This window comes from Flagellimonas meishanensis (genome assembly GCF_019880545.1).
Lineage (GTDB): Bacteria > Bacteroidota > Bacteroidia > Flavobacteriales > Flavobacteriaceae > Flagellimonas > Flagellimonas meishanensis.
Genome location: NZ_JAINVW010000003.1, coordinates 438,052 through 459,293, shown reverse-complemented (window position 1 = coordinate 459,293; position 21,242 = coordinate 438,052). Strand labels below are relative to the sequence as shown.

Annotated in this window: 23 protein-coding genes; 14 read left to right on the top strand and 9 right to left on the bottom strand. The window is 43.8% G+C overall.

All coding sequences use genetic code 11. The features are described from left to right. Positions 1-272 precede the first annotated feature (272 nt). Genes K7G75_RS09990 through K7G75_RS09980 form a run of 3 tightly spaced genes read left to right on the top strand, consistent with a single transcriptional unit; the run spans position 273 to position 1,909 of the window. Entirely contained in the window at positions 273-665 is a 393-nt protein-coding gene (locus K7G75_RS09990) for a helix-turn-helix domain-containing protein (RefSeq protein ID WP_222984107.1), read from the top strand. 39 nt (positions 666-704) lie between these two features. Then, complete coding sequence (locus K7G75_RS09985) at positions 705-1,082, top strand: DNA topoisomerase IV (RefSeq protein ID WP_222984106.1); 378 nt, start codon at positions 705-707, stop codon at positions 1,080-1,082. Positions 1,083-1,084: 2 nt separating this feature from the next. Next, on the top strand, positions 1,085-1,909 hold the full coding sequence (locus K7G75_RS09980) for a TerC family protein (RefSeq protein ID WP_222984105.1): 825 nt from the start codon (positions 1,085-1,087) through the stop codon (positions 1,907-1,909). Here K7G75_RS09980 and K7G75_RS09975 read toward each other — a convergent pair. The 6 genes from K7G75_RS09975 to K7G75_RS09955 form a co-directional block, all read right to left on the bottom strand. Next, positions 1,902-2,858, bottom strand: a complete 957-nt coding sequence (locus K7G75_RS09975) for a sterol desaturase family protein (RefSeq protein WP_222984104.1) — start codon at positions 2,856-2,858, stop codon at positions 1,902-1,904. The genes K7G75_RS09980 and K7G75_RS09975 overlap by 8 nt on opposite strands. Before the next feature lie 83 nt (positions 2,859-2,941). Beyond that, positions 2,942-5,557, bottom strand: coding sequence for a DNA gyrase/topoisomerase IV subunit A (locus K7G75_RS09970; protein WP_222984103.1), 2,616 nt, complete (start codon positions 5,555-5,557; stop codon positions 2,942-2,944). A 24-nt stretch (positions 5,558-5,581) separates the two neighbouring features. Next, positions 5,582-7,441 carry a DNA topoisomerase IV subunit B gene (locus K7G75_RS09965; RefSeq protein WP_222984102.1) on the bottom strand — a complete coding sequence of 620 codons (1,860 nt, stop codon included), beginning with the start codon at positions 7,439-7,441 and terminating at the stop codon, positions 5,582-5,584. 225 nt (positions 7,442-7,666) lie between these two features. Next, on the bottom strand, positions 7,667-8,761 hold the full coding sequence (gene ychF, locus K7G75_RS09960) for a redox-regulated ATPase YchF (protein ID WP_222984101.1): 1,095 nt from the start codon (positions 8,759-8,761) through the stop codon (positions 7,667-7,669). A 140-nt stretch (positions 8,762-8,901) separates the two neighbouring features. Then, the gene (locus tag K7G75_RS14780; RefSeq protein ID WP_262420322.1) at positions 8,902-9,030 is read right to left on the bottom strand and encodes a hypothetical protein; all 129 of its coding nucleotides are present in this window, start codon (positions 9,028-9,030) and stop codon (positions 8,902-8,904) included. A gap of 51 nt (positions 9,031-9,081) precedes the next feature. Beyond that, on the bottom strand, positions 9,082-9,435 hold the full coding sequence (locus tag K7G75_RS09955; protein ID WP_222984100.1) for a 4Fe-4S dicluster domain-containing protein: 354 nt from the start codon (positions 9,433-9,435) through the stop codon (positions 9,082-9,084). 135 nt (positions 9,436-9,570) lie between these two features. Between K7G75_RS09955 and K7G75_RS09950 the strand changes: the two genes are divergently transcribed. From K7G75_RS09950 to K7G75_RS09910, 9 genes are all read left to right on the top strand, one after another. Further along, positions 9,571-10,566 (top strand): acyl-CoA reductase, encoded by a 996-nt coding sequence (locus K7G75_RS09950; RefSeq protein WP_262420321.1) that lies wholly within the window; start codon positions 9,571-9,573, stop codon positions 10,564-10,566. A gap of 71 nt (positions 10,567-10,637) precedes the next feature. Beyond that, on the top strand, positions 10,638-11,702 hold the full coding sequence (serC, locus tag K7G75_RS09945; RefSeq protein WP_222984098.1) for a 3-phosphoserine/phosphohydroxythreonine transaminase: 1,065 nt from the start codon (positions 10,638-10,640) through the stop codon (positions 11,700-11,702). 7 nt (positions 11,703-11,709) lie between these two features. After that, a complete protein-coding gene (locus K7G75_RS09940) occupies positions 11,710-12,660 on the top strand; it encodes a D-2-hydroxyacid dehydrogenase (protein ID WP_222985004.1) in 951 nt (316 codons plus the stop codon). A gap of 69 nt (positions 12,661-12,729) precedes the next feature. After that, positions 12,730-13,371 carry a DUF937 domain-containing protein gene (locus K7G75_RS09935; protein ID WP_222984097.1) on the top strand — a complete coding sequence of 214 codons (642 nt, stop codon included), beginning with the start codon at positions 12,730-12,732 and terminating at the stop codon, positions 13,369-13,371. 66 nt (positions 13,372-13,437) lie between these two features. Continuing rightward, on the top strand, positions 13,438-13,896 hold the full coding sequence (locus tag K7G75_RS09930; protein WP_222984096.1) for a DUF6146 family protein: 459 nt from the start codon (positions 13,438-13,440) through the stop codon (positions 13,894-13,896). A 30-nt stretch (positions 13,897-13,926) separates the two neighbouring features. Further along, positions 13,927-14,442: a DUF6787 family protein gene (locus K7G75_RS09925; protein WP_222984095.1), complete on the top strand. Its 516-nt coding sequence runs from the start codon at positions 13,927-13,929 to the stop codon at positions 14,440-14,442. Positions 14,443-14,505: 63 nt separating this feature from the next. Further along, entirely contained in the window at positions 14,506-14,799 is a 294-nt protein-coding gene (locus K7G75_RS09920; RefSeq protein ID WP_222984094.1) for a hypothetical protein, read from the top strand. 99 nt (positions 14,800-14,898) lie between these two features. Then, complete coding sequence (locus tag K7G75_RS09915) at positions 14,899-17,271, top strand: TonB-dependent receptor (protein WP_262420319.1); 2,373 nt, start codon at positions 14,899-14,901, stop codon at positions 17,269-17,271. A gap of 33 nt (positions 17,272-17,304) precedes the next feature. Then, the gene (locus tag K7G75_RS09910) at positions 17,305-17,901 is read left to right on the top strand and encodes a type 1 periplasmic binding fold superfamily protein (RefSeq protein ID WP_222984092.1); all 597 of its coding nucleotides are present in this window, start codon (positions 17,305-17,307) and stop codon (positions 17,899-17,901) included. Between the two features lie 62 nt (positions 17,902-17,963). Here K7G75_RS09910 and K7G75_RS09905 read toward each other — a convergent pair whose 3' ends face one another. From K7G75_RS09905 to msrA, 3 genes are read right to left on the bottom strand one after another with little or no spacing between them, the layout of a single operon-like run. Next, positions 17,964-18,242, bottom strand: a complete 279-nt coding sequence (locus tag K7G75_RS09905; protein WP_222984091.1) for a hypothetical protein — start codon at positions 18,240-18,242, stop codon at positions 17,964-17,966. A 40-nt stretch (positions 18,243-18,282) separates the two neighbouring features. After that, on the bottom strand, positions 18,283-18,882 hold the full coding sequence (folE, locus tag K7G75_RS09900; protein WP_222984090.1) for a GTP cyclohydrolase I FolE: 600 nt from the start codon (positions 18,880-18,882) through the stop codon (positions 18,283-18,285). A gap of 3 nt (positions 18,883-18,885) precedes the next feature. Next, positions 18,886-19,443 (bottom strand): peptide-methionine (S)-S-oxide reductase MsrA, encoded by a 558-nt coding sequence (gene msrA, locus K7G75_RS09895; protein ID WP_222984089.1) that lies wholly within the window; start codon positions 19,441-19,443, stop codon positions 18,886-18,888. A 159-nt stretch (positions 19,444-19,602) separates the two neighbouring features. Between msrA and K7G75_RS09890 the strand changes: the two genes are divergently transcribed. Both K7G75_RS09890 and K7G75_RS09885 read left to right on the top strand, forming a co-directional pair. Further along, the gene (locus K7G75_RS09890) at positions 19,603-20,265 is read left to right on the top strand and encodes an ABC transporter ATP-binding protein (protein ID WP_222984088.1); all 663 of its coding nucleotides are present in this window, start codon (positions 19,603-19,605) and stop codon (positions 20,263-20,265) included. Positions 20,266-20,269: 4 nt separating this feature from the next. Continuing rightward, positions 20,270-21,034, top strand: a complete 765-nt coding sequence (locus K7G75_RS09885; protein ID WP_222984087.1) for a TIGR02757 family protein — start codon at positions 20,270-20,272, stop codon at positions 21,032-21,034. Positions 21,035-21,242: the final 208 nt, after the last annotated feature.

The window sequence follows — 21,242 nt, the reverse complement described above, 5'->3', positions numbered from 1 at the left end:
TTGTTTACAAAAGTAACATATCGATTGATTACAAATGTAACACACATTGTGTTCAATCAGTAACATTTGTAATTGTCATCTAAGGCCATTTTACACATTTGTCACCAAAAAACCTTACATAATCATTTACATATAATAACACACTAATAAACAGTGTTTTATGTACTATTATATAAATAGTCACAGTAAGTAAATTGATTGTTGATAAACATATTTTCTGAATGTACTGTTGGATTTTGGTATATTTGAATATAAATCATTTACATTTGTAAATGGATTCAATTGTCTCCAGACTTCAGACCATAATGGAACACTACGGACATACCGTTTCAGTGTTTGCCGACAGCATTGGCGTACAGCGTTCCAGTGTCTCACATGTGTTGAGCGGAAGAAACAAACCAAGTCTGGATTTTGTTATGAAGCTTGTGAAAACTTATCCGGAAGTGAATTTGTATTGGCTGTTGAACGGAAAGGGAAGCTTTCCTGCGGAGGATAAAACCACTTCCCCTGCCCCGAACATTATTAAAGATACATTCGAAGTGGAATCACATCAGATTGAACTCGATACATCCAAAGCAAAAAGAAAGACTTCCGCCACCCCCATAAAAATATTTGTTGTGTACGATGATGGCACCTTTGAATACTATCACACAAAAAGTCAATAGCCATTTGCATCACTACGTGCAACCTCTTACCTTGCGTCCATGATGAGATTTATTATAATACTGGCACTTATCCTTGCCCATATTTCTTGCGAACAGCCCCCGGTCAGGAATTGTTCGGACTTCAAAACGGGAAGGTTTTCGTTTACCGCAATTGTTGATGGGAAGGAAAAAACGACCACGTTTGAACGCGCGGAGGACAGGGAGGTGGATAATTTCGAGGGCCATCGGGATACTTCCTCCATTCGATGGATCAACGATTGCGAATACGTGCTCAAGAACTTGAATCCAAAAAATAAGGCTGAGGAAAAATCAATACACATAAAAATATTGACTACCTCGGATTCTTCTTATACATTTGAATACAACGCCATAGGCGACAAAAGAAAATTTAAGGGAACCGCATACAAAATACACTGACCATGTTTGAAATCTTTACCAGCCCAGATGCCTGGATGGCCTTATTGACCTTGACCTTTTTGGAAATCATCCTTGGCATAGACAATATCATCTTCATTTCCATTGCCGCTGGCAAGCTTGAAAAAAAGGATAGAAAAAAAGCGACCAATCTTGGGTTGGTCCTGGCCATGGGTATGCGAATCTTGCTGCTGTTCGGAATCACTTGGCTAACGCGGATGAAAAAGCCTTTTTTGGTCATTGATGAATCCTGGATTACCGGCGGCATTAGTTGGCAAGCGGTAATTTTGTTTTTGGGAGGCCTCTTTTTATTGTATAAAAGCACGAAGGAGATCCATGAAAAGGTTGAAGATCGCGGTCATGATGAGCGGGAAGTAACCAAATCCAGGTCTTCGTCGTTAACAAATGCCATAATCCAGATAACCGTGATCAACATTGTGTTTTCCTTTGATTCCATTTTAACGGCCATTGGGATGACCAACGGGATTTCTCCCAATCCAACCGATGCGCTTATTCTTATGGTCACGGCAGTCGTTGTATCCGTGATCATCATGATGCTTTTTGCAAATCCGGTCGGGGATTTTGTGAACAAGCACCCATCCATTCAGGTGTTGGGACTTTCCTTTTTGATCTTGATTGGATTTATGTTGATAACCGAAGCGGCCCACTTATCACACTTGGTGGTTTTTGATAATGAAATTGGCGCCATTCCAAAAGGATACCTCTACTTTGCCATCACTTTCTCTTTAATGGTAGAGTTTTTGGATCTTAGAATGCGAAGGAACACCAATAAAAATGATGACCTCGCCGAGGACAAACCCATTAATTAGGCCTTTGAAAAGCCAAGTCGGGATGTAGTTCCTTGTGTTTTTCCTGAAGTTGTTGCTGTTGTCGCACCGTCAGCGTGCTTCCGTCGTGGCTCCACCCCGGTGGGCCAAATATGTACATCAGCTTGTGCGATAGTTTACTCGATTTTTTGACATCCTTCCAAATATCCTTGAACTCATGCGTAAGTATGGTAACCGGGTTGTAGGACTGTGGAGAATGGATAACCCCGTATTTCACATCAATGGTATCGTCCAATTCTTTCCAGGTTCCGAACAATTTATCAAATATGTTCAGGAAGCCACCATGGTTCTTATCCAAATATTCCACGTTTTGTGCATGGTGCACCTGGTGCATGGTATGGGTGTTAAAAATCTTTTCCAAAAAGCCCAATTTGGGAACATATACCGAGTGCAGCTGAAATTGCCACAAAGCCTCAATGCCCAAACAGACCACTACCATTTCCGGAGGAAAGCCGATTGCGGGCATCCACATATAAAAAAGAGGTTTGTACAAAATAGTGAACCATCCGTTGCGCACGGCAGTGCCCAGATTAAAGTTGTCCGAGGAATGGTGCACGATATGGGCCGCCCAAAGGATACGGATTTCATGATTGGCCCTGTGGAACCAATAATAGGTAAAATCATCCGCCAGTTGGCACAAAAGCCAAATATACCAGGCATAACCAAAAGATTGATGCCCCAAAAAGTTTTCCCGCACTCCATCCACAATCGGGTTACAAAGCTCATATACGGATTCAAAAAGGACAATGGCAAAAATTACTTTGAACAAAGGCCCTAGAAGAGCCGACCCAATGCCCATAAATCCGCTGGCAGCCAAATCCTTCCAGTTATATAGGTGATCATCTCCATGGGTCTTACTGTAAGTAAGTTCAAGTAAAATAAAGGCAATAAATACCGGTACACCGTATACCAGTGGGTTTGTAAGATCCATAAATGCTTATGCTATAATGGGGTTAGTGTATTTTTAATGTGCGCTGGTCAATTACTTCCCGGTTAAAGTAGGGAAATAATGTCTTAAAACAAAGTGGGTTGGTCGGAACCCTTCTCTTTTGATGTGGATGGGCCATCAGTTCCATCGACGGATTCCTCATCCACCACCTCAATTTCCTCTGGAATTTGTTCCTTCGGCTCCTCAAAGGGCAATGAGTCCAGCGCATTAATGCTTTTCACCTTTTCGGAGGTCAATTGGTTCCCAATTGCCCTTATGCCCTTCACAGCAATGAAATTTTCAAGGTCTACCTCTTGGTTTGGTTTTGCATCCTTGCCCCTCGGCTTGATAAATTCGATTTCAATGCGTGGTCTCCAATCTGTTGAAACCAGTTCCATGAATGATTTGGGATGTTCGGAAACGACCAGATCTTCCTTATTGGGATTTTCAATCAAAAACCGCTTGACATAGTACCGTTCTTTTTCACCTTCATAATGGACCACTGATATGGGTTTTCTCGGATTCCATTTCTCCAAAACGATCATATCCTCATTAAAACGGGTAAGCAGGTCCGGGGGCACTGTTTTTACTTTTCCGCTCTGTTCTACCACCAACAACAGGTCATCTCCCTTAAAATCTCCCAGAAGCTCCCCTCTTCCATCCACATTTAGGCGGCCCACGACATCATCAAACCAAATTTTTCTCGGCTTTAAGGTGGAGACGCCTTTCTCTTTAAGTTCGATTCGCTTTACGGCATATTTGGTGACCAGATTTCCTTTTGATGCCCTTCCCTTAATAAGAACATCCGCAAAATCGAGGTCCCATTTCAATTTTTTGATGCTTCCGGATTGCCTTAACAATATCGTGACGACCTCGGCTTCCCCATTGGGATTGGCCGAAAAATACAATACTTCGGATGAGGCCTTTTCCCCTCCCAACTGATACATCTTGTCCCTGGTTATTCCGGTCACATTAAACCTTTTAATATAGCTTGGACCGCCTTTCCCATCCTTGTATATCATGTTGTAAATGGTACGCTTGTCCTTTTTCTTGAACACACTCACATGGATGATGTTTTTTCCAACAAAGGTCTTGGAGTCCACCTTGGTGACCATCATATCGCCGGTCTTGGTGAAGACGATGATGTCATCGATGTCACTGCAATCGGTAACGTATTCATCCTTCCGGAGCGAGGTTCCAATAAAGCCTTCCTCCCTGTTCACATATAGTTTGGTATTGCGGATAACGACCTTGGTGGCCTCAATATCGTCAAAAATCCTTATTTCCGATTTTCGCTCACGCCCATTGCCATATTTCTTTTTGAGCTCTTTAAAATAATCAATGGCATACACTACAAGGTGCTCCAAATGATGCTTGGTCTGGGAGATACGGTCTTCCAAGCTCTCGATGAGTTGTTGGGCCTTATCCAGGTCAAACTTGGAAATTCGTTTGATACGGATTTCGGTCAACCGTACAATATCTTCTTCGGTAACAGCTCTTTTGAGGTGTTGGATATGGGGCTTTAGGCCTTTGTCAATAGCTGCGATTACCCCTTCCCAGGTTTCTTCTTCCTCAATGTCGCGGTAGATTCTGTTTTCAATAAAGATGCGCTCCAAAGAAGCAAAATGCCACTGCTCCTCCAGTTCCCCCAATTGGATTTCGAGTTCCGCCTTGAGCAATTCAACGGTATTTTCAGTAGAGCGCTCCAGCATTTCAGTAACGCCGATGAACAGGGGTTTGTTATCCTCTATGATGCATCCCAAAGGTGAGATGGAAGATTCGCAGGCGGTGAAGGCATACAGCGCATCTATGGTCTTGTCCGGGGAAATACCACTGGGTAAATGCACCAATATTTCTACCTCTGCTGCGGTATTGTCCTCTATTTTTTTGATTTTGATTTTCCCCTTGTCATTGGCCTTGAGAATGGAATCTATTAAAGAGGATGTGTTGGTGCCGTAAGGAATTTCGTTGATGACCAACGTACTCCTGTCCAAAGTGGAAATCTTTGCCCTGACCCTGATCTTGCCCCCTCGCAGACCATCATTATAATTTGTGACATCGATGATCCCCGCAGTTGGAAAGTCGGGGTATAACTTAAAACGCTGGCCTTTCAGATGTTTTATCGATGCATCGATCAACTCATTGAAATTGTGAGGAAGAATTTTGGTGGAAAGCCCCACGGCAATCCCTTCTGCTCCCTGCGCCAATAACAAAGGAAACTTGACGGGAAGGTTTACGGGTTCTTTTTTTCTACCATCATACGAGAGTTGCCACTCCGTGATCTTTGGGCTAAAAACGACTTCCAAGGCAAACTTGGACAATCGGGCTTCTATATATCTTGATGCTGCAGCACCATCGCCCGTCAAAATATTGCCCCAGTTCCCCTGGGCATCGATAAGTAAGTCTTTTTGTCCAATCTGGACCATGGCATCGGCAATACTGGCATCACCGTGTGGATGGTATTGCATGGTGTGCCCTACCACGTTGGCCACTTTGTTGTACCGGCCGTCATCCAGCTCCTTAAGCGCATGCATTATCCTACGCTGCACCGGTTTGAACCCATCCTCAATGGCGGGAACCGCGCGTTCCAAAATAACATAGGAAGCGTAGTCCAAAAACCAGTCCTTGTACATGCCGGTCACCTTGGTGAGCGCATCCTGGTTTTCTAAACCTTCATCATTCAGTTCTTCGTTCTCTTCCATTCAGAAGGGCTATATTTTTATGGTTTACAGTTGGTTTTCTTCTACCAAGTCAAGTTCTACTTTAAGGTTATTGATGATGAATTCCTGTCGATCAGGAGTGTTTTTTCCCATGTAGAACTCCAATAGATTATCTATACTCATCGCTTTGTCCAGCATCACAGGCTCCAACCGGATATCATCTCCAATGAAGTGTTTGAACTCGTCCGGTGAAATCTCACCTAATCCCTTAAACCTTGTAATTTCTGGTTTTCCAGTGAGTTTTTGTATGGCCTCACGTTTTTCTTCCTCGCTATAGCAATAGATGGTCTCCTTCTTGTTGCGTACCCGAAATAAGGGCGTTTGAAGGATATATAAATGATTCTCCTTGATCAATTCCGGGAAAAACTGCAAAAAGAAGGTAATCAGCAGTAGCCTAATGTGCATGCCGTCCACATCGGCATCCGTAGCGATAACGATATTGTTGTACCGAAGATCTTCCATGGATTCCTCAATATTGAGCGCAGCTTGCAAAAGATTGAACTCCTCATTTTCATAAACAATCTTCTTGGACATGCCATAGGAATTCAATGGTTTTCCACGTAGGCTGAATACGGCCTGGGTGTTGACATCCCTGGATTTGGTTATAGATCCTGAGGCGGAATCTCCCTCGGTTATAAATAGGGTTGACTCCAACCTTCTGTCCTTTTTCATATCCTGGAGGTGTATCCTGCAATCCCTGAGCTTTTTGTTGTGCAGACTCGCTTTTTTTGCCCGTTCCCTTGCCAGTTTACGGATTCCTGAAAGTTCCTTACGCTCTTTTTCGGCCTGAACGATCTTACGTTGGAGTGCTTCCGCGGTTTCAGGGTTTTTATGGAGATAGTTGTCCAAATGCTTCCCTAAGAAATCATTGATGTAGGTACGCACCGTAGGTAAATCACCTCCCATGTCCGTGGATCCCAATTTGGTCTTGGTCTGACTTTCAAAAACCGGTTCCATCACTTTAATGGAAACAGCGGAGATGATCGATTTTCTTATATCCGATGGGTCATAATTCTTTCCATAAAAATCACGGATGGTCTTCACAACGGCTTCCCGAAAGGCCGCTTGGTGGGTACCCCCTTGGGTAGTGTGCTGCCCATTCACAAAGGAATGATATTCCTCACTGTACTGTGTTCTGCTATGGGTTATGGCCACTTCAATATCCTCTCCCTTTAAGTGGATAATGGGATACAAAAAGTCTTCTTCGTTATTGTTGTCCTCCAACAAATCCCGCAGACCATTTTCTGAATGGAACTTTTCACCATTGAAGACAATGGTAAGGCCAGGATTTAGGTATACGTAGTTCTTGAGCATGCGTTCCACATACTCGTTTCGGTATTTATATTTTTTGAAGATGGATTCGTCCGGTGTGAAACTTACCTTGGTTCCCCTGCGTCTTGAAGATTCATCCAATAGCTCTTCATTGACCAAGTTCCCGGTTTCAAACTCGGCGGCCATGGATTTTCCATCGCGATTGGACTCGACCCTAAAATACGTGGAAAGCGCATTGACGGCCTTTGTCCCTACCCCATTCAACCCCACTGATTTTTTAAAGGCACGGGTATCGTACTTTCCGCCCGTATTCATTTTGGAAACCACGTCCACCACTTTTCCCAGTGGGATGCCACGACCAAAATCTCGGACATGGACCAAGTTGTCCTTAATGTTGATCTCTATGGTTTTTCCGGCCCCCATGACAAACTCATCGATACAGTTATCTATGACTTCCTTGAGTAAGATGTAAATGCCATCATCAGCGGAAGAACCATCGCCCAGTTTACCAATATACATCCCGGGGCGCATACGGATATGCTCCTTCCAATCCAGCGAACGGATGTTATCCTCGGTATATTGGGTTTCTGCCATGAGTTAAGGGTTAATCCTTGCTAATATAAAATTTAGGGGCAAAAATAAAAGTAAACGGCTAAGAAAGTAATCAACAACTGCTGTTGATATAGGTTCCAGATGTTAGAAACGAGATTTGAACGGCCAGATTTCCAATATCTGACATCTGATGTCCGACGTCCAACCAATAAGAAAAAGAATTTGCTTCAATAAATAGAGAAAATCAGAGGATTCAGGTTGAAATAATTAAACATTAAACCTAAAATGCATCACATCACCATCCTGCACTACATATTCTTTCCCTTCCACTCGCATACGGCCAGCTTCTTTTACTTTGGCCTCACTTCCATACTTGACATAATCATCATACGAAATGACCTCTGCACGAATAAATCCTTTTTCAAAATCGGTATGGATCACGCCCGCAGCTTGGGGGGCGGTGGCGCCAACTGGGATGGTCCATGCCCTGACTTCCTTTACTCCTGCGGTAAAATAGGTATCCAAGTTGAGCAAGCGGTAAGCGCCACGGATCAATTTTGCCGAACCTGGTTCTGAAAGCCCAAGGTCTTCCAAAAACATTTGGCGTTCCTCATACGTATCCAATTCCGTGATGTCAGCCTCTGTCCCAACCGCCAAAAATATAACCTCCGCATTTTCGTTGGCAACGGCCTCTTTCACTTTTTCCACATACGCATTGCCATTCACGGCCGATGCCTCATCCACATTACAGACATACATTACCGGTTTGTCCGTGATCAACTGCATGGGTTTCACATAGTCCGCTCTATCGTCTTTTCCAATTTCAATGGCCCGAACGGAAATACCGGCTTCCAAACCTTCCTTTAGCTTCAAAAGCACTGCTTCTTCCTTTTGTGCCTCTTTGTTTCCAGTTTTGGCTGCCCGTTTCACCTTGTCCAGTTTTTTCTCCAAACTCTCCAAGTCCTTCAATTGGAGCTCCATGTCTATGGTCTCCTTATCCCGTATTGGATTAACGGAACCATCCACATGGACCACATTGTCATCATCAAAACAACGGAGAACGTGCAGAATGGCGTCAGTTTCCCTGATGTTGCCCAAAAATTGGTTGCCAAGTCCTTCCCCCTTGCTTGCTCCCTTCACCAGACCTGCTATATCCACAATCTCAACGGTGGCGGGCACAACGCGCTCCGGTTTTACCAGCTCTTCCAGTTTTTCCAAACGGGCATCGGGAACGTTAACTACCCCAATATTGGGCTCAATGGTACAAAATGGGAAATTGGCACTCTGTGCTTTCGCGTTGGATAAACAATTGAAAAGAGTCGATTTTCCTACGTTGGGCAATCCTACTATACCGGCTTTCATTGATTGGGTTTCTTGTTTTTTAAATGAAAAATAATATGTCAGTTGTCATGCCACTGATGACTGACGATTGTTAATTGAAAGTAAATTCAAGCGTGCAAATATAAGTTGAACTTTTATAAAGGGAGGATTTTAATTCCGGACTAAAAACCATTTAGCAACAGATAGAAACCTATTACAAACACGGCAATGATGCCAAAGATGGCCACTATGGAAAGTATGCAGCCCAATTGCTTCCAAAATCCGTTGTATTCATTTTGATTTTCTTGCATAAAAAACCCGAACTCGTATGGCCCGGGCTAAATTACATGAATTTTTTATGCCTACCCATCCGGGTGCATAAAGCGTTGTTTGCCCAAAAGCTCGTCCTCGCTTTCCACATGGTCTTCATCGGGAACACAGCAATCCACTGGACAAACGGCCGCGCATTGGGGTTCCTCATGAAATCCCATGCATTCTGTACACTTATCTGGGGCAATGTAATAGATTTCATCACTGATAGGTTCCTGCACCTCCTCCGCGTTAACAGCCTTGCCGTTCGGTAATACCACATCTCCTTTTAAAGAGGTTCCATCGCTGTATCTCCATTCATCCGCACCTTCATAAATTGCCGTGTTTGGGCATTCTGGCTCACAGGCACCGCAGTTTATACACTCATCTGTTATGATAATAGCCATAATTTTCTTTTTCCTTTAGCTGAAATCTGTAAGCATGCTTACTTTTGGCAAAAATAACGCCCACTCGATTAGTTTACAAATATAATGATGCCACAACAACCCATTTTAGAAGCTTTTGTTAAACTCGGAAGTTTTATGGAGGATTTTTGTGAAAACCGCAACAGTGAAGTGTCAAATCGATTTGACAATTTTCAGGATGCAGTGCAGCTTGCCGGTCAGCAAAATGGTTGGTTCACGGAAGAAAACATTATGCACGCCATTCGGCAATGGGCCCTTTTATTGACTGAGGATAACTTGACGCAATGGCTATCAAAATATGTCCTACCAAAAGATTCAAAGCCGAAAACGATTGGAATAATAATGGCTGGAAATATTCCGTTGGTTGGGTTTCATGATTTTTTGTGTGTCCTACTTTCAGGAAACAGCGTATTGGCAAAACTTTCCTCCAACGATAAAACTCTGATGCCCTTCATTGCGGAGCATATAATGCAGCTGGAACCGACATTGAAGGATAGGATTTCGTTTACCGAAGGTAGGCTGGAAGATTTTGACGCCATAATCGCGACAGGGAGCAACAACACAAGCCGGTATTTTGAGTATTATTTTGGGAAACGGCCCAATATCATCCGAAAAAATAGAAATTCCGTTGCCATATTGACAGGACATGAAACCCAGGAACAACTTTTGGCCTTGGGCGAGGACGTTTTTAGATATTTTGGGCTGGGCTGTAGAAACGTATCAAAAATCTTTGTTCCCAAAGGGTATGCCTTTGAGCCGTTTTTTAATGCTTTTTTTTCCTACAAGGACACGATAAACCATCATAAGTATGCGAACAACTACGATTATAACAAAGCGGTGTACTTAATGAGTGATTTTAAAATTTTGTACAATGGCTTTCTAATTCTTAAGGAAGATGAGAGCTTTTCCTCTCCCATTGCAACCTTGTTCTACTCCCATTATGATTCTGAAGATGCCCTGAGACAAAAGCTGGAGGGGCAAATGGAATTCATTCAATGTGTTGTATCCAATGGAAAATATGCAAATGATGTTCCTTTCGGGGAAACCCAAAAACCAAGATTGAATGATTATGCGGACGGTGTGGACACCATGGATTTTTTATTGCGTATTTAAATTCCCGTATCGATGCCCGCCGTTTACAGATCCAAGATTTTTTAAGACCTTTACGCTTCCAAACTGAGAACATGAAAAAACACAATTTTAGCGCAGGACCCTGCATCTTGCCCCAAGAAGTGATGCGAAAGGCATCCGAGGCCGTACTGGAACTGGACGGCATAGGGCTGTCCCTTATTGAAATATCTCACCGGAGCAAGGAGTTCGTGGCCATAATGGAAAAGGCCCGCTCATTGGCACTGGAGTTATTGGGATTGGAAGGAAAAGGATATCAGGCCATATTTCTTCAAGGAGGTGCCAGTATGCAGTTTTTGATGACCGCTTACAATCTTTTGGAGAAGAAAGCCGGCTATGTGAATACAGGGACATGGAGCCAAAAAGCCATAAAAGAGGCCCGTTTGTTCGGAGAAGTTGTGGAGGTTGCCTCCTCGCAGGAGCAAAATTTCAACCATATACCAAAAGGATATACCATTCCTTCAGATCTTGACTATTTGCACCTTACCTCAAACAATACCATTTTTGGAACACAGATCAAAAAATTTCCAAAGACCGATGTGTCGTTGGTATGCGATATGAGCTCCGATATTTTCTCGAGACAGCTCGATTTTTCCAAGTTTGATATGATCTATGCAGGCGCCCAAAAAAATATGGGTCCGGCAGGGACCACTTTGGTAGTGGTCAAAGAAGAAATTTTGGGCCGGGTTTCCCGGAAAATTCCATCGATGCTCGACTATGCGGTCCACATTTCCAAGGACAGTATGTTCAATACTCCTCCGGTGTTCCCGGTTTATGTATCCATGCTCACCATGCAATGGTTAAAAGGTTTGGGAGGCATTGCGGCTATTGAGGAAATCAACGAAAAAAAGGCCAACCTCTTATATTCTGAAATTGATCTAAACCCAGTTTTTTCAGGTTTTGCCGCCAAGGAGGACCGCTCCAACATGAATGCCACCTTTAACATCACGGACGATACCCTAAAGGATATTTTTGATGAAAAATGCAAGGAAGCAGGCATAAGTGGGATAAACGGGCACCGCTCCGTGGGCGGATACAGGGCTTCCATGTACAATGCCCTGTCCCTTGAAAGTGTTGGAGTGCTCGTGGACATTATGAGCGAAATGGAAAAGAAGGGATAGTCAAATGATAAAGATCTTAGCAAACGATGGCCTGGCAAAAGCCGGCATCGATATGCTCAAAAAAGCCAATTTTGAGGTAATCACCACCAAAGTGGCCCAGGAGCAATTGGAAAACTTCATCAATAAAAACAATATACAGGTCCTCTTGGTGCGAAGCGCCACGAAAGTCCCGAAAACATTAATCGATGCTTGTTCCAATATCCAATTGATTGGTCGTGCCGGCGTGGGCATGGACAATATCGATGTAGAATACGCCAAATCCAAAGGAATCCATGTGATAAACACACCGTCATCTTCATCGGAAAGTGTAGCGGAGTTGGTATTTGCCCATCTTTTCAATGGTGTCCGTTTTTTGCACGACTCCAATCGCAACATGCCATTGGAGGGCGACAGCAAGTTCAAGCAACTGAAAAAAAGCTACGCCAATGGTACGGAACTCCGTGGTAAAACGTTGGGCATCATCGGTTTTGGAAGAATTGGCCAAGCCACGGCCAAAATGGCCCTTGGATTGGGAATGAACGTTATGTACACCGACCATCACACCGATAAAATCACTCTCGAGCTTACCTTTTATGATGGGCAATCCATTCAATTCAATTTGGAAAACCACGATTTAGGGACCGTGCTGAAGCAGTCCGACTTTGTGAGCGTGCACGTCCCTGCCCAAAATGGTTATGTGATCGGAAAAAAGGAATTGGACCAAATGAAAACCGGTGCGGGCATCGTCAACGCTTCCAGGGGTGGAATTGTGGATGAAGTGGCCCTATTGGATGCCCTTGAAAATGACCAAATAGCCTTTGCGGGATTGGACGTTTACGAATCGGAACCGAATCCCGAGATTAGAATATTGATGCATCCAAAAATATCCTTGAGTCCCCATGTTGGAGCCTCGACCAAGGAGGCCCAGGAACGCATCGGTATGGAATTGGCATCCCAGATCATCAATCTACTGGATTAATTTTTGCTTCGGCAGGAAATTTCAAGGCATCTTTTTGTACATTGAACGCCTTAACTAAACACTATTAACATGTCAGGAATTTTGGATTTACTCAACAGCCCTATGGGCAGACAATTGATAAGCGGGGTCGCAGGCCAAACTGGACAGCCCGAAAACAAAACTGCGGATGTTTTGAGCATGGCCATGCCCCTATTGATGGGAGCCATGAAGAAAAATGCCTCAACTCCCGGGGGAGCACAAGGGTTGATGAACGCCCTATCCTCCAAACACGACGGTAGTATCCTCGAAAATTTAGGAGGCCTTTTCGGCGGTGGGGTGGATAAAAATGTAATGGACGATGGTGCAGGTATATTGGGACATGTGTTCGGCGCCAAACAGCCACAGGTTGAAAATGCATTGAGCAGCAAATCAGGATTGGACACCGGTGCCATAGCACAAATACTCCAGATTGCCGCTCCTATCCTACTGGGCTACCTGGGCAAGCAAACCAGACAACAAAATGTGAACAGTCCTGAAGGATTGAATGGTCTTTTGGGCGGACTTATGGGAGGCGGTAGATCGGCAGCAAAACAACAATCCTTGGTGGAGTCCTTCCTGGACGCCGACGGTGACGGCAGCGTCATTGATGATTTGGCCGGAATGGTATTGAACAGTGGAGGTCGCAAAAAAGGTGGATTGGGTGGCCTACTTGGCGGTCTTTTTGGCAAATAGTCACTTCTTAACTTTATTTAACAAGGCCATTTGAGATTTCAAATGGCTTTTTTGTACTTTGAGGATATGAAAAAGAATTTCCTTCTCCAATTTGGTATTTTAATCTTGTCGTGTGTTTTAATTTCTTCTTGTGGCACTCAAAAAGAAGCTATCGATATTTCCGAAGAAGAAAAAGAAGTGTTTGTTTCCAGTGACGAAGAACCCGTCGAAATTAAGGACGAGGAATCCGAATACGAAATAATCATCATAGAACCTGGTTTCAATGCTTGGTTGCTCAGTATTGCCCGTCCAGAGGGTTACTATTCACAACAGTTTATGGAAAACAGGAACATGCTCTATGTGATGGAATGGAACCGGAGGGTGTTGCAACCCAATCAATTCAATCCCAATCTGTATGAGATGCAGATCAATTACGAGCAGGGCATTGACTATGGCTACGAAGTGAACTACAAACTCTACAATTACTTCATCTACTTCCAAAGAAAATATAACCAACGCTTGGGTCCCTACATCCCTAGAATTTAAAATCCTATTTTTGCCATCTAAACCTCAGGGATGGACAAAATCAGAGCACGTTGGGACATAGCAAAAAATTGGCAGTTGCTTTTTCCCTTTCTTGGATTTATCGCCACGATGTATACCGCATATTTAATCGCTAGGAGGCTGTTACATCTTTTTGGGTTGAACAATACTTGGTTTGAATGGGTTTTCACCATTGGAGTTTCCCTTGTTCTGTATTTTATCTTGTTGCGTTTTTTTATTTGGTGCTTTAACAAATTGGAAAACAAGTGGAAGGTTGACCACCGATGGGAGATGATTGCCATTTTCATTGTCTTTGCCATAACCGGAAGTCTTTCCGCGAAGCTTGCAGGGCCTTTGGTAGATTGGATTGGATTGGGAAAGGAATCAGTTAACGGTTTTGTTTTTTGGACCGTCCGGATTCTATTGATCTTTCCCATTTATCAGGTTCTACTGGTTTTTATAGGATGGGTGTTCGGCCAATTTCAGTTTTTCTGGAACTTCGAAAAAAAGATGTTGAAACGTATGGGACTGGGGTTTCTCTTCCCATAATTTATAGTTTTGTTAACACATTGCTGTACCTTTAATTAGCTAGTTTTGTTGTCTATGAAGCCCATGGCAAGAGTGTTTGGCGTTCTTCTTTTTGTCACCTTGATGATGTTCAAGGTAACCGCGCTTCACGTGTATTCCCATCAAGATGATAATGGCGATACGGTTGAAAACTGCCAGATTTGCCACGTGCTAGTTGAAAACCAGACAGTTGAGGTACCTTTCGTTGCCATGGTCACCCTTCCCATTGTTCCCATCACTACGGTAACCGTTGAGGTTGCCCAAGAACAAACCGTTTGGGAAAGCCAGCAATACGGACTGTCATACATTTCCCGCCCTCCCCCCTTTAGTTTGGTATAAACCCAAGCGGACCTTTCGACTTTTCTTTCGGAAAGCGAAACTCACCACAATATCAATTTATTGAACTCTATAATGAAGCCAGCGCTTTTCGTCATATTCATGACGATATTTTCCCATATCGGATATTCCCAGGAATGCGACCATGTCCTTGCCGGGCAAGTGGTGGACTACCACAGTAGGACTCCTTTGGACAACGCCACCATAATGGTTTTGGAATCACAGTTAGCGGTAAAAACGGATATCGATGGAAAGTTCAAAATCGAGAACCTTTGTGAGACATCTTACCGGTTGGAAGTGTCCCATCCTTCTTGTAATACCACCGTTATGGAAGTGGAGATGGATGGCATTACCTGGCTGGACATCAAGCTGGAACACCATCTGGAAGAGTTGGATGAAGTCAAGGTCGTTGCGGATGCCTTCAAGGACAAAACCAATTCGTCCCAAGAGGAAACGCTCAAGCTCAGTACCATCGAGACCTACAGTGCCGGAAATTTGGGTGATGCCTTGAGGGAATTAGGCGGGGTATCAAGTTTGAACACAGGAGCCAACATTGTTAAACCCACGATACATGGGTTATCGGGAAGCCGTGTTTTGATTCTTAACGATGGTGTGCGCATGCAGGATATGGAATGGGGCGATGAGCATGCTCCCAATATCGATATCAACGCGGCTGGTTCCATTTCAGTAATCAAAGGGGCATCAGCCTTACAGTACGGAGGCGATGCCATAGGAGGCACCATTGTAATGGATATGGCCAGAGTGCCCTTAAAAGATACCCTGTATGGAAAAACCATCATTAACGGCATGTCCAACGGAAGGGGTGGAAACATCACATCGTCATTGACGAGAGCCTTTGGGAATGGATGGTTTGCAAAAGCACAGGGAAACTATAAACGATTGGGGGATCAGGAAGCACCCGATTATGTATTGTCCAATACCGGGGTTCGGGAGGTAGCTGCCTCGCTTCAGATAGGCAAGCATCAGTTTACTTGGGGATGGGATGCCCGATATTCCTATTTCAACTCCGAAATAGCTGTTTTGCGCGCCTCCCATATCGGCAATATTGATGATTTGATCCGGGCCATCAACAGCGGTGTTCCAGAAATTGTTCGTCCCTTCACCTATGATCTTCAAAACCCACGGCAGGAAGTTACCCATCATTTGGGGAAACTTAAGTTTTATAAACGCTTTGAGGGTCTTGGAAAATGGAACCTACAATATGATTTTCAAAACAACCGCAGGTTTGAATTTGACGTGCGAAGAGGTGAACTTGATGATAGAGCCTCCATCGACTTGGAATTGACCACGCATACCGTGAACACTGACTTTAAATGGGATGCAAGGGAAAGATGGCAGTTACATGTTGGTCTATTGGGAAGATATCAGGATAATTTTGCCAATCCCGCCACAGGTGTAAGGCGACTTATCCCGGATTACGAAAAATGGGATTTTGGAAGTTTTTTGATCAGTGAGTACAGGCTAACTAATTCACTCTTTCTGGATGCGGGGGTTCGTTATGATTTCACGCGAGTCGATGCACAGAAGTTTTACCAGACCTCACGATGGGAAGAACGTGGATATGATACCATTTTTCAGGATTTGGTCGTGCAGGATCTTGGCACGCAATTACTTGTGAACCCTGTTTTTGACTACCACAACATTTCCGGAACCATTGGGGCCAACTACACACCCGATATGGGCACAGAAATCAAATTCAACTATACCTTGGCGCAACGGGCACCCAATCCCTCCGAACTTTTCAGCGATGGACTGCACCATTCAGCGGCCCGGATAGAGCTGGGCGACTTGCAAATTGATAGTGAAACGTCCCACAAGTTTATGTTGTCCTATAAAAAAGAATTCAAAAGTTGGGGATTTACTTTGGAGCCCTATGCCAATTGGATTCAGAATTTTATTCTATTGGAACCTTCCGGCGTAGAATTCACATTGCGAGGGGCGTTTCCTGTCTGGGAATATCGTCAAACCGACGCCCGCCTGTTAGGATTTGATGTGTATGGGTTTTCCAATTGGATCTCCCACTGGAAGACTGAGCATCAATTCTCCATGGTAAAAGGCAAGGATTTTGACACTGACGGGGCACTGATCAATGTTCCCGCTGTGAATTTGGTCAATAGATTGATTTATTCAAAACCCGAATGGAACGACTTTGAAGCTTCTCTGGAGAGCCAATATGTGTTTCGACAAAATGAGGTGCCGGACAATATTTTGGTGTTCTCTGCAGAGCAACAGCAAGAGGTTGTTTTGGAAATAAACACACCCCCAGAAGCATATCAACTGCTCACGCTGAGGTCGCAGATGGTTTTTCCATTGTCTAAAGGGACAAGACTGACCACCGCGTTGGCGGTCAACAACCTGTTAAATACAAACTATAGAGAGTACCTAAACCGTCAGCGCTTTTTTGCCGATGATTTAGGAAGAAATTTTCTTTTACAATTAAAGTTGAATTATTAACCCAAAAACGTTACATATTAAATCTTTCAAATCATGAAAACAATTAAAATCTTATCACTAGCGCTTGCCTCAGGATTCGTTTTGGCATCGTGTTCCAATGACGATAACACACCTGAGGAGGTCAATGAAGAGGAAATCATAACAACCATGATTGTTACACTTACTCCTACCGGTGGCGGTACACCAATCGTATTCCAATCGCAGGATTTGGATGGCGATGGCCCCAATGCACCTGTTATTACCCCTGAGGATATTGTCCTTTCGGAAGGCACAACCTATTCCGGTACAGTAGTTTTATTGAACGAGACCGAATCACCGGCAGAAAATGTAAATGAAGAAATTGAGGCGGAGGCAGATGAACATCAGTTCTTTTATATTATAGATGGAGGTTTAAATGCCACGGTGGATTACGCAGATGATGAATCTGACTACGTTTCAGAGGAAACCGGTCAAAACTTTACGACCACCAACCCCGTTGGAATTGCATTCACAATAACTACCACGAGCGCCAGCACAGGTACATTGGCCATTACGCTGCGCCACGAGCCCAAAAAGCCCAACGATGGCACCTTGGTGGATGCCGGTGGTGAAACCGATATTACTGAAACTTTCAATCTTACTGTGGAATAACCCATTGGCACTCCATTAAAATTGTTCTAGAATGACAGGGTTGGAAAGTTTTTCAACCCTGTTTATTTTTTCTTTGAAAAAAAATGGGTGTACAGCCACATAATGGTGAAGGTGGGGACAACGTCCATCCCTGGGACCAGCTCTTCCACAAAAGTAAAGACTCCGGCCGCCTGGCCTATCCTGCCTTTGTACATTCGGGTCATTAACCAACCTGCTACGGGTGCCCAGATAACATCGCAGAACTCCCCTATCCCCGGAATGGCAAAGGACAACATCCCAATGCCATCAAATAAGAGTCCTAACAACAAGTTCTTGTAATTCGGGGCGTTTTCTTTTGTCATTGGGGAAAAATAGGAATTCCTATTGAATTGGGAAAACAGCTTAGGATAAATCGGAACTTATCAGCTTAAGAAACTCGTTGCGGGTCTCAATTTTTTCAAATTGCCCCCGAAAACCTGAAGTTGTGGTAACCGAATTTTGCTTTTGGACCCCACGCATCATCATGCACATGTGAGCTGCCTCAATCACCACGGCCACACCCTTGGGTTTAAGCGTGTTGTTGATGCATTCCAAAATATCGTGGGTCAGTCGCTCCTGTACCTGCAACCTTCGGGCAAAAACATCGACCACCCGTGGAATTTTACTCAACCCAACGATATGTCCATTGGGTATGTAGGCAATGTGGGCCTTTCCAAAAAAAGGCAACATATGGTGCTCGCAAAGCGAATACACTTCAATGTCCTTAATGATTACCATGTCGTCGTAACTCTCCTCGAACATGGCACCTTTGAGTATTTCAGTGGCATCCTGTTTATAGCCCTGTGTCAAAAAGAGCATGGCCTTGGCGGCTCGCTCAGGGGTTTTTACCAGGCCTTCCCTTGTGATATCCTCTCCGATATCGTCCACAATTTTGGAGAAATGTTCTTTGACCTCGTTAGTAATCTCAATATTGTATTCTTCTAAATTCCTGTAGGGAGACATATTTTAATCTGCTGTATTTAGTTTTTTGGAAAAGTATTGGTTCAGTTTTTTGATCTTTGGATCTATTATGAACTGACAATACGGCTGCTGTTTATGATCGTTATAATAGTTCTGATGTTCCTCCTCGGCAATATAAAAGGGCTTCTCTTCAGATATTGCTGTGACGATGGGAGCTCCAAAGATGCGCTCTTTTTCCAATAGGGCAATAAACTCCTCTGCATCTTTTTTCTGATCGGGCGTTGTATGGAATATTTCACTACGGTATTGCGTTCCCACGTCGTTCCCTTGCCTGTTCAATGTGGTTGGATCATGTGTGGCGAAGAAAACCTCCAAAAGCTCTCTAAAAGTAATTTTGGTGGGATCAAACTGTATTTTGATGGCCTCGGCATGGCCCGTGCGCCCAGTACAAATCTCACGGTAAGCCGGATTCTTGATGTTTCCTCCCGTATATCCCGAAATAACGGATTCCACACCATCCAAACGCTGAAAAACAGCTTCAGTGCACCAAAAACAGCCGCCAGCAAGAATGGCAGTTTCCAAATTGTTATTTTGTTTATCCATTTCTATTCAAAATTAAACAAAGTTTATGGTTCAGTCATTATGCCATGTGATTATTTTGTCTTTATAGGTCGTAGCAAAACCAAATTCCTTATTTCATTATCAATCTTTGTACCCTTCGCGGGTAATCCTTACTTTCACCTTCCATAAGCATTATTTGGAATGATCAAGGCCAAAAACATCAAAAAAAATTATGGGCCCCTACAGGTTTTGAAGGGAGTTGACTTGGAAGTACAAAAAGGGGAAGTAGTCTCAATTGTTGGGGCTTCCGGTGCCGGAAAGACCACTTTGTTGCAGATTTTGGGCACTTTGGATTTACCCTCGAACCTTGCCGAGAGCTCCTTGTTGGTAAATGACACGGATGTAACGCAATTGAACGATAAAAATCTGGCTCGGTTCCGCAATGAACACATCGGATTCATTTTTCAATTTCATCAATTGCTTCCAGAGTTCACCGCCCTTGAAAATGTTTGTATCCCCGCCTTTATTAAGAATACACCCAGAGCCCAGGCAGAAAAACGGGCCAAGGAACTTTTGGATTTTTTGGGATTGTCCGACCGACATGACCATAAACCGAATGCGCTTTCGGGAGGTGAACAACAACGTGTTGCCGTCGCGCGCTCGTTGATGAACAGCCCATCGGTGATTTTGGCGGACGAGCCCAGCGGAAATCTTGACTCGGAAAGTGCCGATAACCTGCACCAGCTTTTTTTTAAGCTCAGGGATGAGCTCGGACAAACCTTTGTTTTGGTCACCCATAATAAGGAACTGGCCAACATGGCGGACCGTAAACTCACCATGGTGGACGGATTGATTGTTTCTTAGGAAAATGAATCGGGCAGAGATCAGGGATTTTCTGGAGGAAAAAGCGGCGCAATATAACCACCCACGTTTTTTGGATGGAGATCCGTTACAAATTCCACATCTATTCACAAAAAAGGAGGATATAGAAATAAGTGCGTTTTTGACCGCCACCATTGCCTGGGGCAACCGAAAAAGCATCATCAACAATGCATCCAAACTTATGACGCTTTTGGATAGTGCCCCCCACGATTTCATAATGAACCATACCAAAGCCGACCTTGATACGCTATCTCCTTTTGTCCATCGTACCTTTAATGGCACAGATCTTTCCTATTTTGTAGCCAGTCTACAGAACCTTTACACCCACCATGGTGGCTTGGAGGTTGTCTTCACCAACAATCAAGAAAAAGAATCGATGCAACCGGCGATAAGTAAGTTCAAAACTTTGTTTTTTGGATTGCCCCACCAATCAAGGACCACAAAGCACATTTCCGACCCTGGGAAGGGTTCAGCGGCCAAACGCCTCAATATGTTTTTGCGATGGATGGTCCGGGACAACAGCTCAGGAGTGGATTTTGGACTGTGGACGGATATCAGTCCCAGCCAGCTATCCTGTCCTTTGGATGTGCATTCCGGTAGGGTGGCACGCAAGCTAAAGCTATTAAAACGGAAACAAAATGATGCAACCGCACTGATGGAACTCGACAAAAGCTTGCGAAGACTGGACCCGGTGGACCCTGTAAAGTATGATTTTGCATTGTTTGGTTTGGGTGTTTTTGAAAAGTTCTGATTACTACATAAATTTTTCAATTCAAGGTATGTGCCCTACTTTTATGTCAAGTAAGCATCATCAAATTGAAGAAAAGGTCCGCATACTATCCTGATATACCTCTTTTTTTGGTCAATACCTAAAAAGGGTTGCTTACCTTTTTAGATTCCACTCCATCTGGAACTTATCCCCATTCGCAATAGAATTTTTGAGGTCTTGTTGGAATAGG

Excerpts from the sequence above, each read along its gene's own strand:
- K7G75_RS09975 (WP_222984104.1), bottom strand. The coding sequence starts at position 2,858 with ATGGATCTTACAAACCCACTGGTATACGGTGTACCGGTATTTATTGCC.
- K7G75_RS09920 (WP_222984094.1), top strand. The coding sequence starts at position 14,506 with ATGGCAAGAGTGTTTGGCGTTCTTCTTTTTGTCACCTTGATGATGTTC.
- K7G75_RS09990 (WP_222984107.1), top strand. The coding sequence starts at position 273 with ATGGATTCAATTGTCTCCAGACTTCAGACCATAATGGAACACTACGGA.
- K7G75_RS09925 (WP_222984095.1), top strand. The coding sequence starts at position 13,927 with ATGGACAAAATCAGAGCACGTTGGGACATAGCAAAAAATTGGCAGTTG.
- serC (WP_222984098.1), top strand. The coding sequence starts at position 10,638 with ATGAAAAAACACAATTTTAGCGCAGGACCCTGCATCTTGCCCCAAGAA.
- K7G75_RS09970 (WP_222984103.1), bottom strand. The coding sequence starts at position 5,557 with ATGGAAGAGAACGAAGAACTGAATGATGAAGGTTTAGAAAACCAGGAT.
- ychF (WP_222984101.1), bottom strand. The coding sequence starts at position 8,761 with ATGAAAGCCGGTATAGTAGGATTGCCCAACGTAGGAAAATCGACTCTT.
- msrA (WP_222984089.1), bottom strand. The coding sequence starts at position 19,443 with ATGGATAAACAAAATAACAATTTGGAAACTGCCATTCTTGCTGGCGGC.
- folE (WP_222984090.1), bottom strand. The coding sequence starts at position 18,882 with ATGTCTCCCTACAGGAATTTAGAAGAATACAATATTGAGATTACTAAC.
- K7G75_RS09885 (WP_222984087.1), top strand. The coding sequence starts at position 20,270 with ATGAATCGGGCAGAGATCAGGGATTTTCTGGAGGAAAAAGCGGCGCAA.
- K7G75_RS09955 (WP_222984100.1), bottom strand. The coding sequence starts at position 9,435 with ATGGCTATTATCATAACAGATGAGTGTATAAACTGCGGTGCCTGTGAG.
- K7G75_RS09985 (WP_222984106.1), top strand. The coding sequence starts at position 705 with ATGATGAGATTTATTATAATACTGGCACTTATCCTTGCCCATATTTCT.
- K7G75_RS09915 (WP_262420319.1), top strand. The coding sequence starts at position 14,899 with ATGACGATATTTTCCCATATCGGATATTCCCAGGAATGCGACCATGTC.
- K7G75_RS09905 (WP_222984091.1), bottom strand. The coding sequence starts at position 18,242 with ATGACAAAAGAAAACGCCCCGAATTACAAGAACTTGTTGTTAGGACTC.
- K7G75_RS09910 (WP_222984092.1), top strand. The coding sequence starts at position 17,305 with ATGAAAACAATTAAAATCTTATCACTAGCGCTTGCCTCAGGATTCGTT.
- K7G75_RS09980 (WP_222984105.1), top strand. The coding sequence starts at position 1,085 with ATGTTTGAAATCTTTACCAGCCCAGATGCCTGGATGGCCTTATTGACC.
- K7G75_RS09950 (WP_262420321.1), top strand. The coding sequence starts at position 9,571 with ATGGAGGATTTTTGTGAAAACCGCAACAGTGAAGTGTCAAATCGATTT.
- K7G75_RS09930 (WP_222984096.1), top strand. The coding sequence starts at position 13,438 with ATGAAAAAGAATTTCCTTCTCCAATTTGGTATTTTAATCTTGTCGTGT.
- K7G75_RS09935 (WP_222984097.1), top strand. The coding sequence starts at position 12,730 with ATGTCAGGAATTTTGGATTTACTCAACAGCCCTATGGGCAGACAATTG.
- K7G75_RS09965 (WP_222984102.1), bottom strand. The coding sequence starts at position 7,441 with ATGGCAGAAACCCAATATACCGAGGATAACATCCGTTCGCTGGATTGG.
- K7G75_RS14780 (WP_262420322.1), bottom strand. The coding sequence starts at position 9,030 with ATGCAAGAAAATCAAAATGAATACAACGGATTTTGGAAGCAATTGGGC.
- K7G75_RS09890 (WP_222984088.1), top strand. The coding sequence starts at position 19,603 with ATGATCAAGGCCAAAAACATCAAAAAAAATTATGGGCCCCTACAGGTT.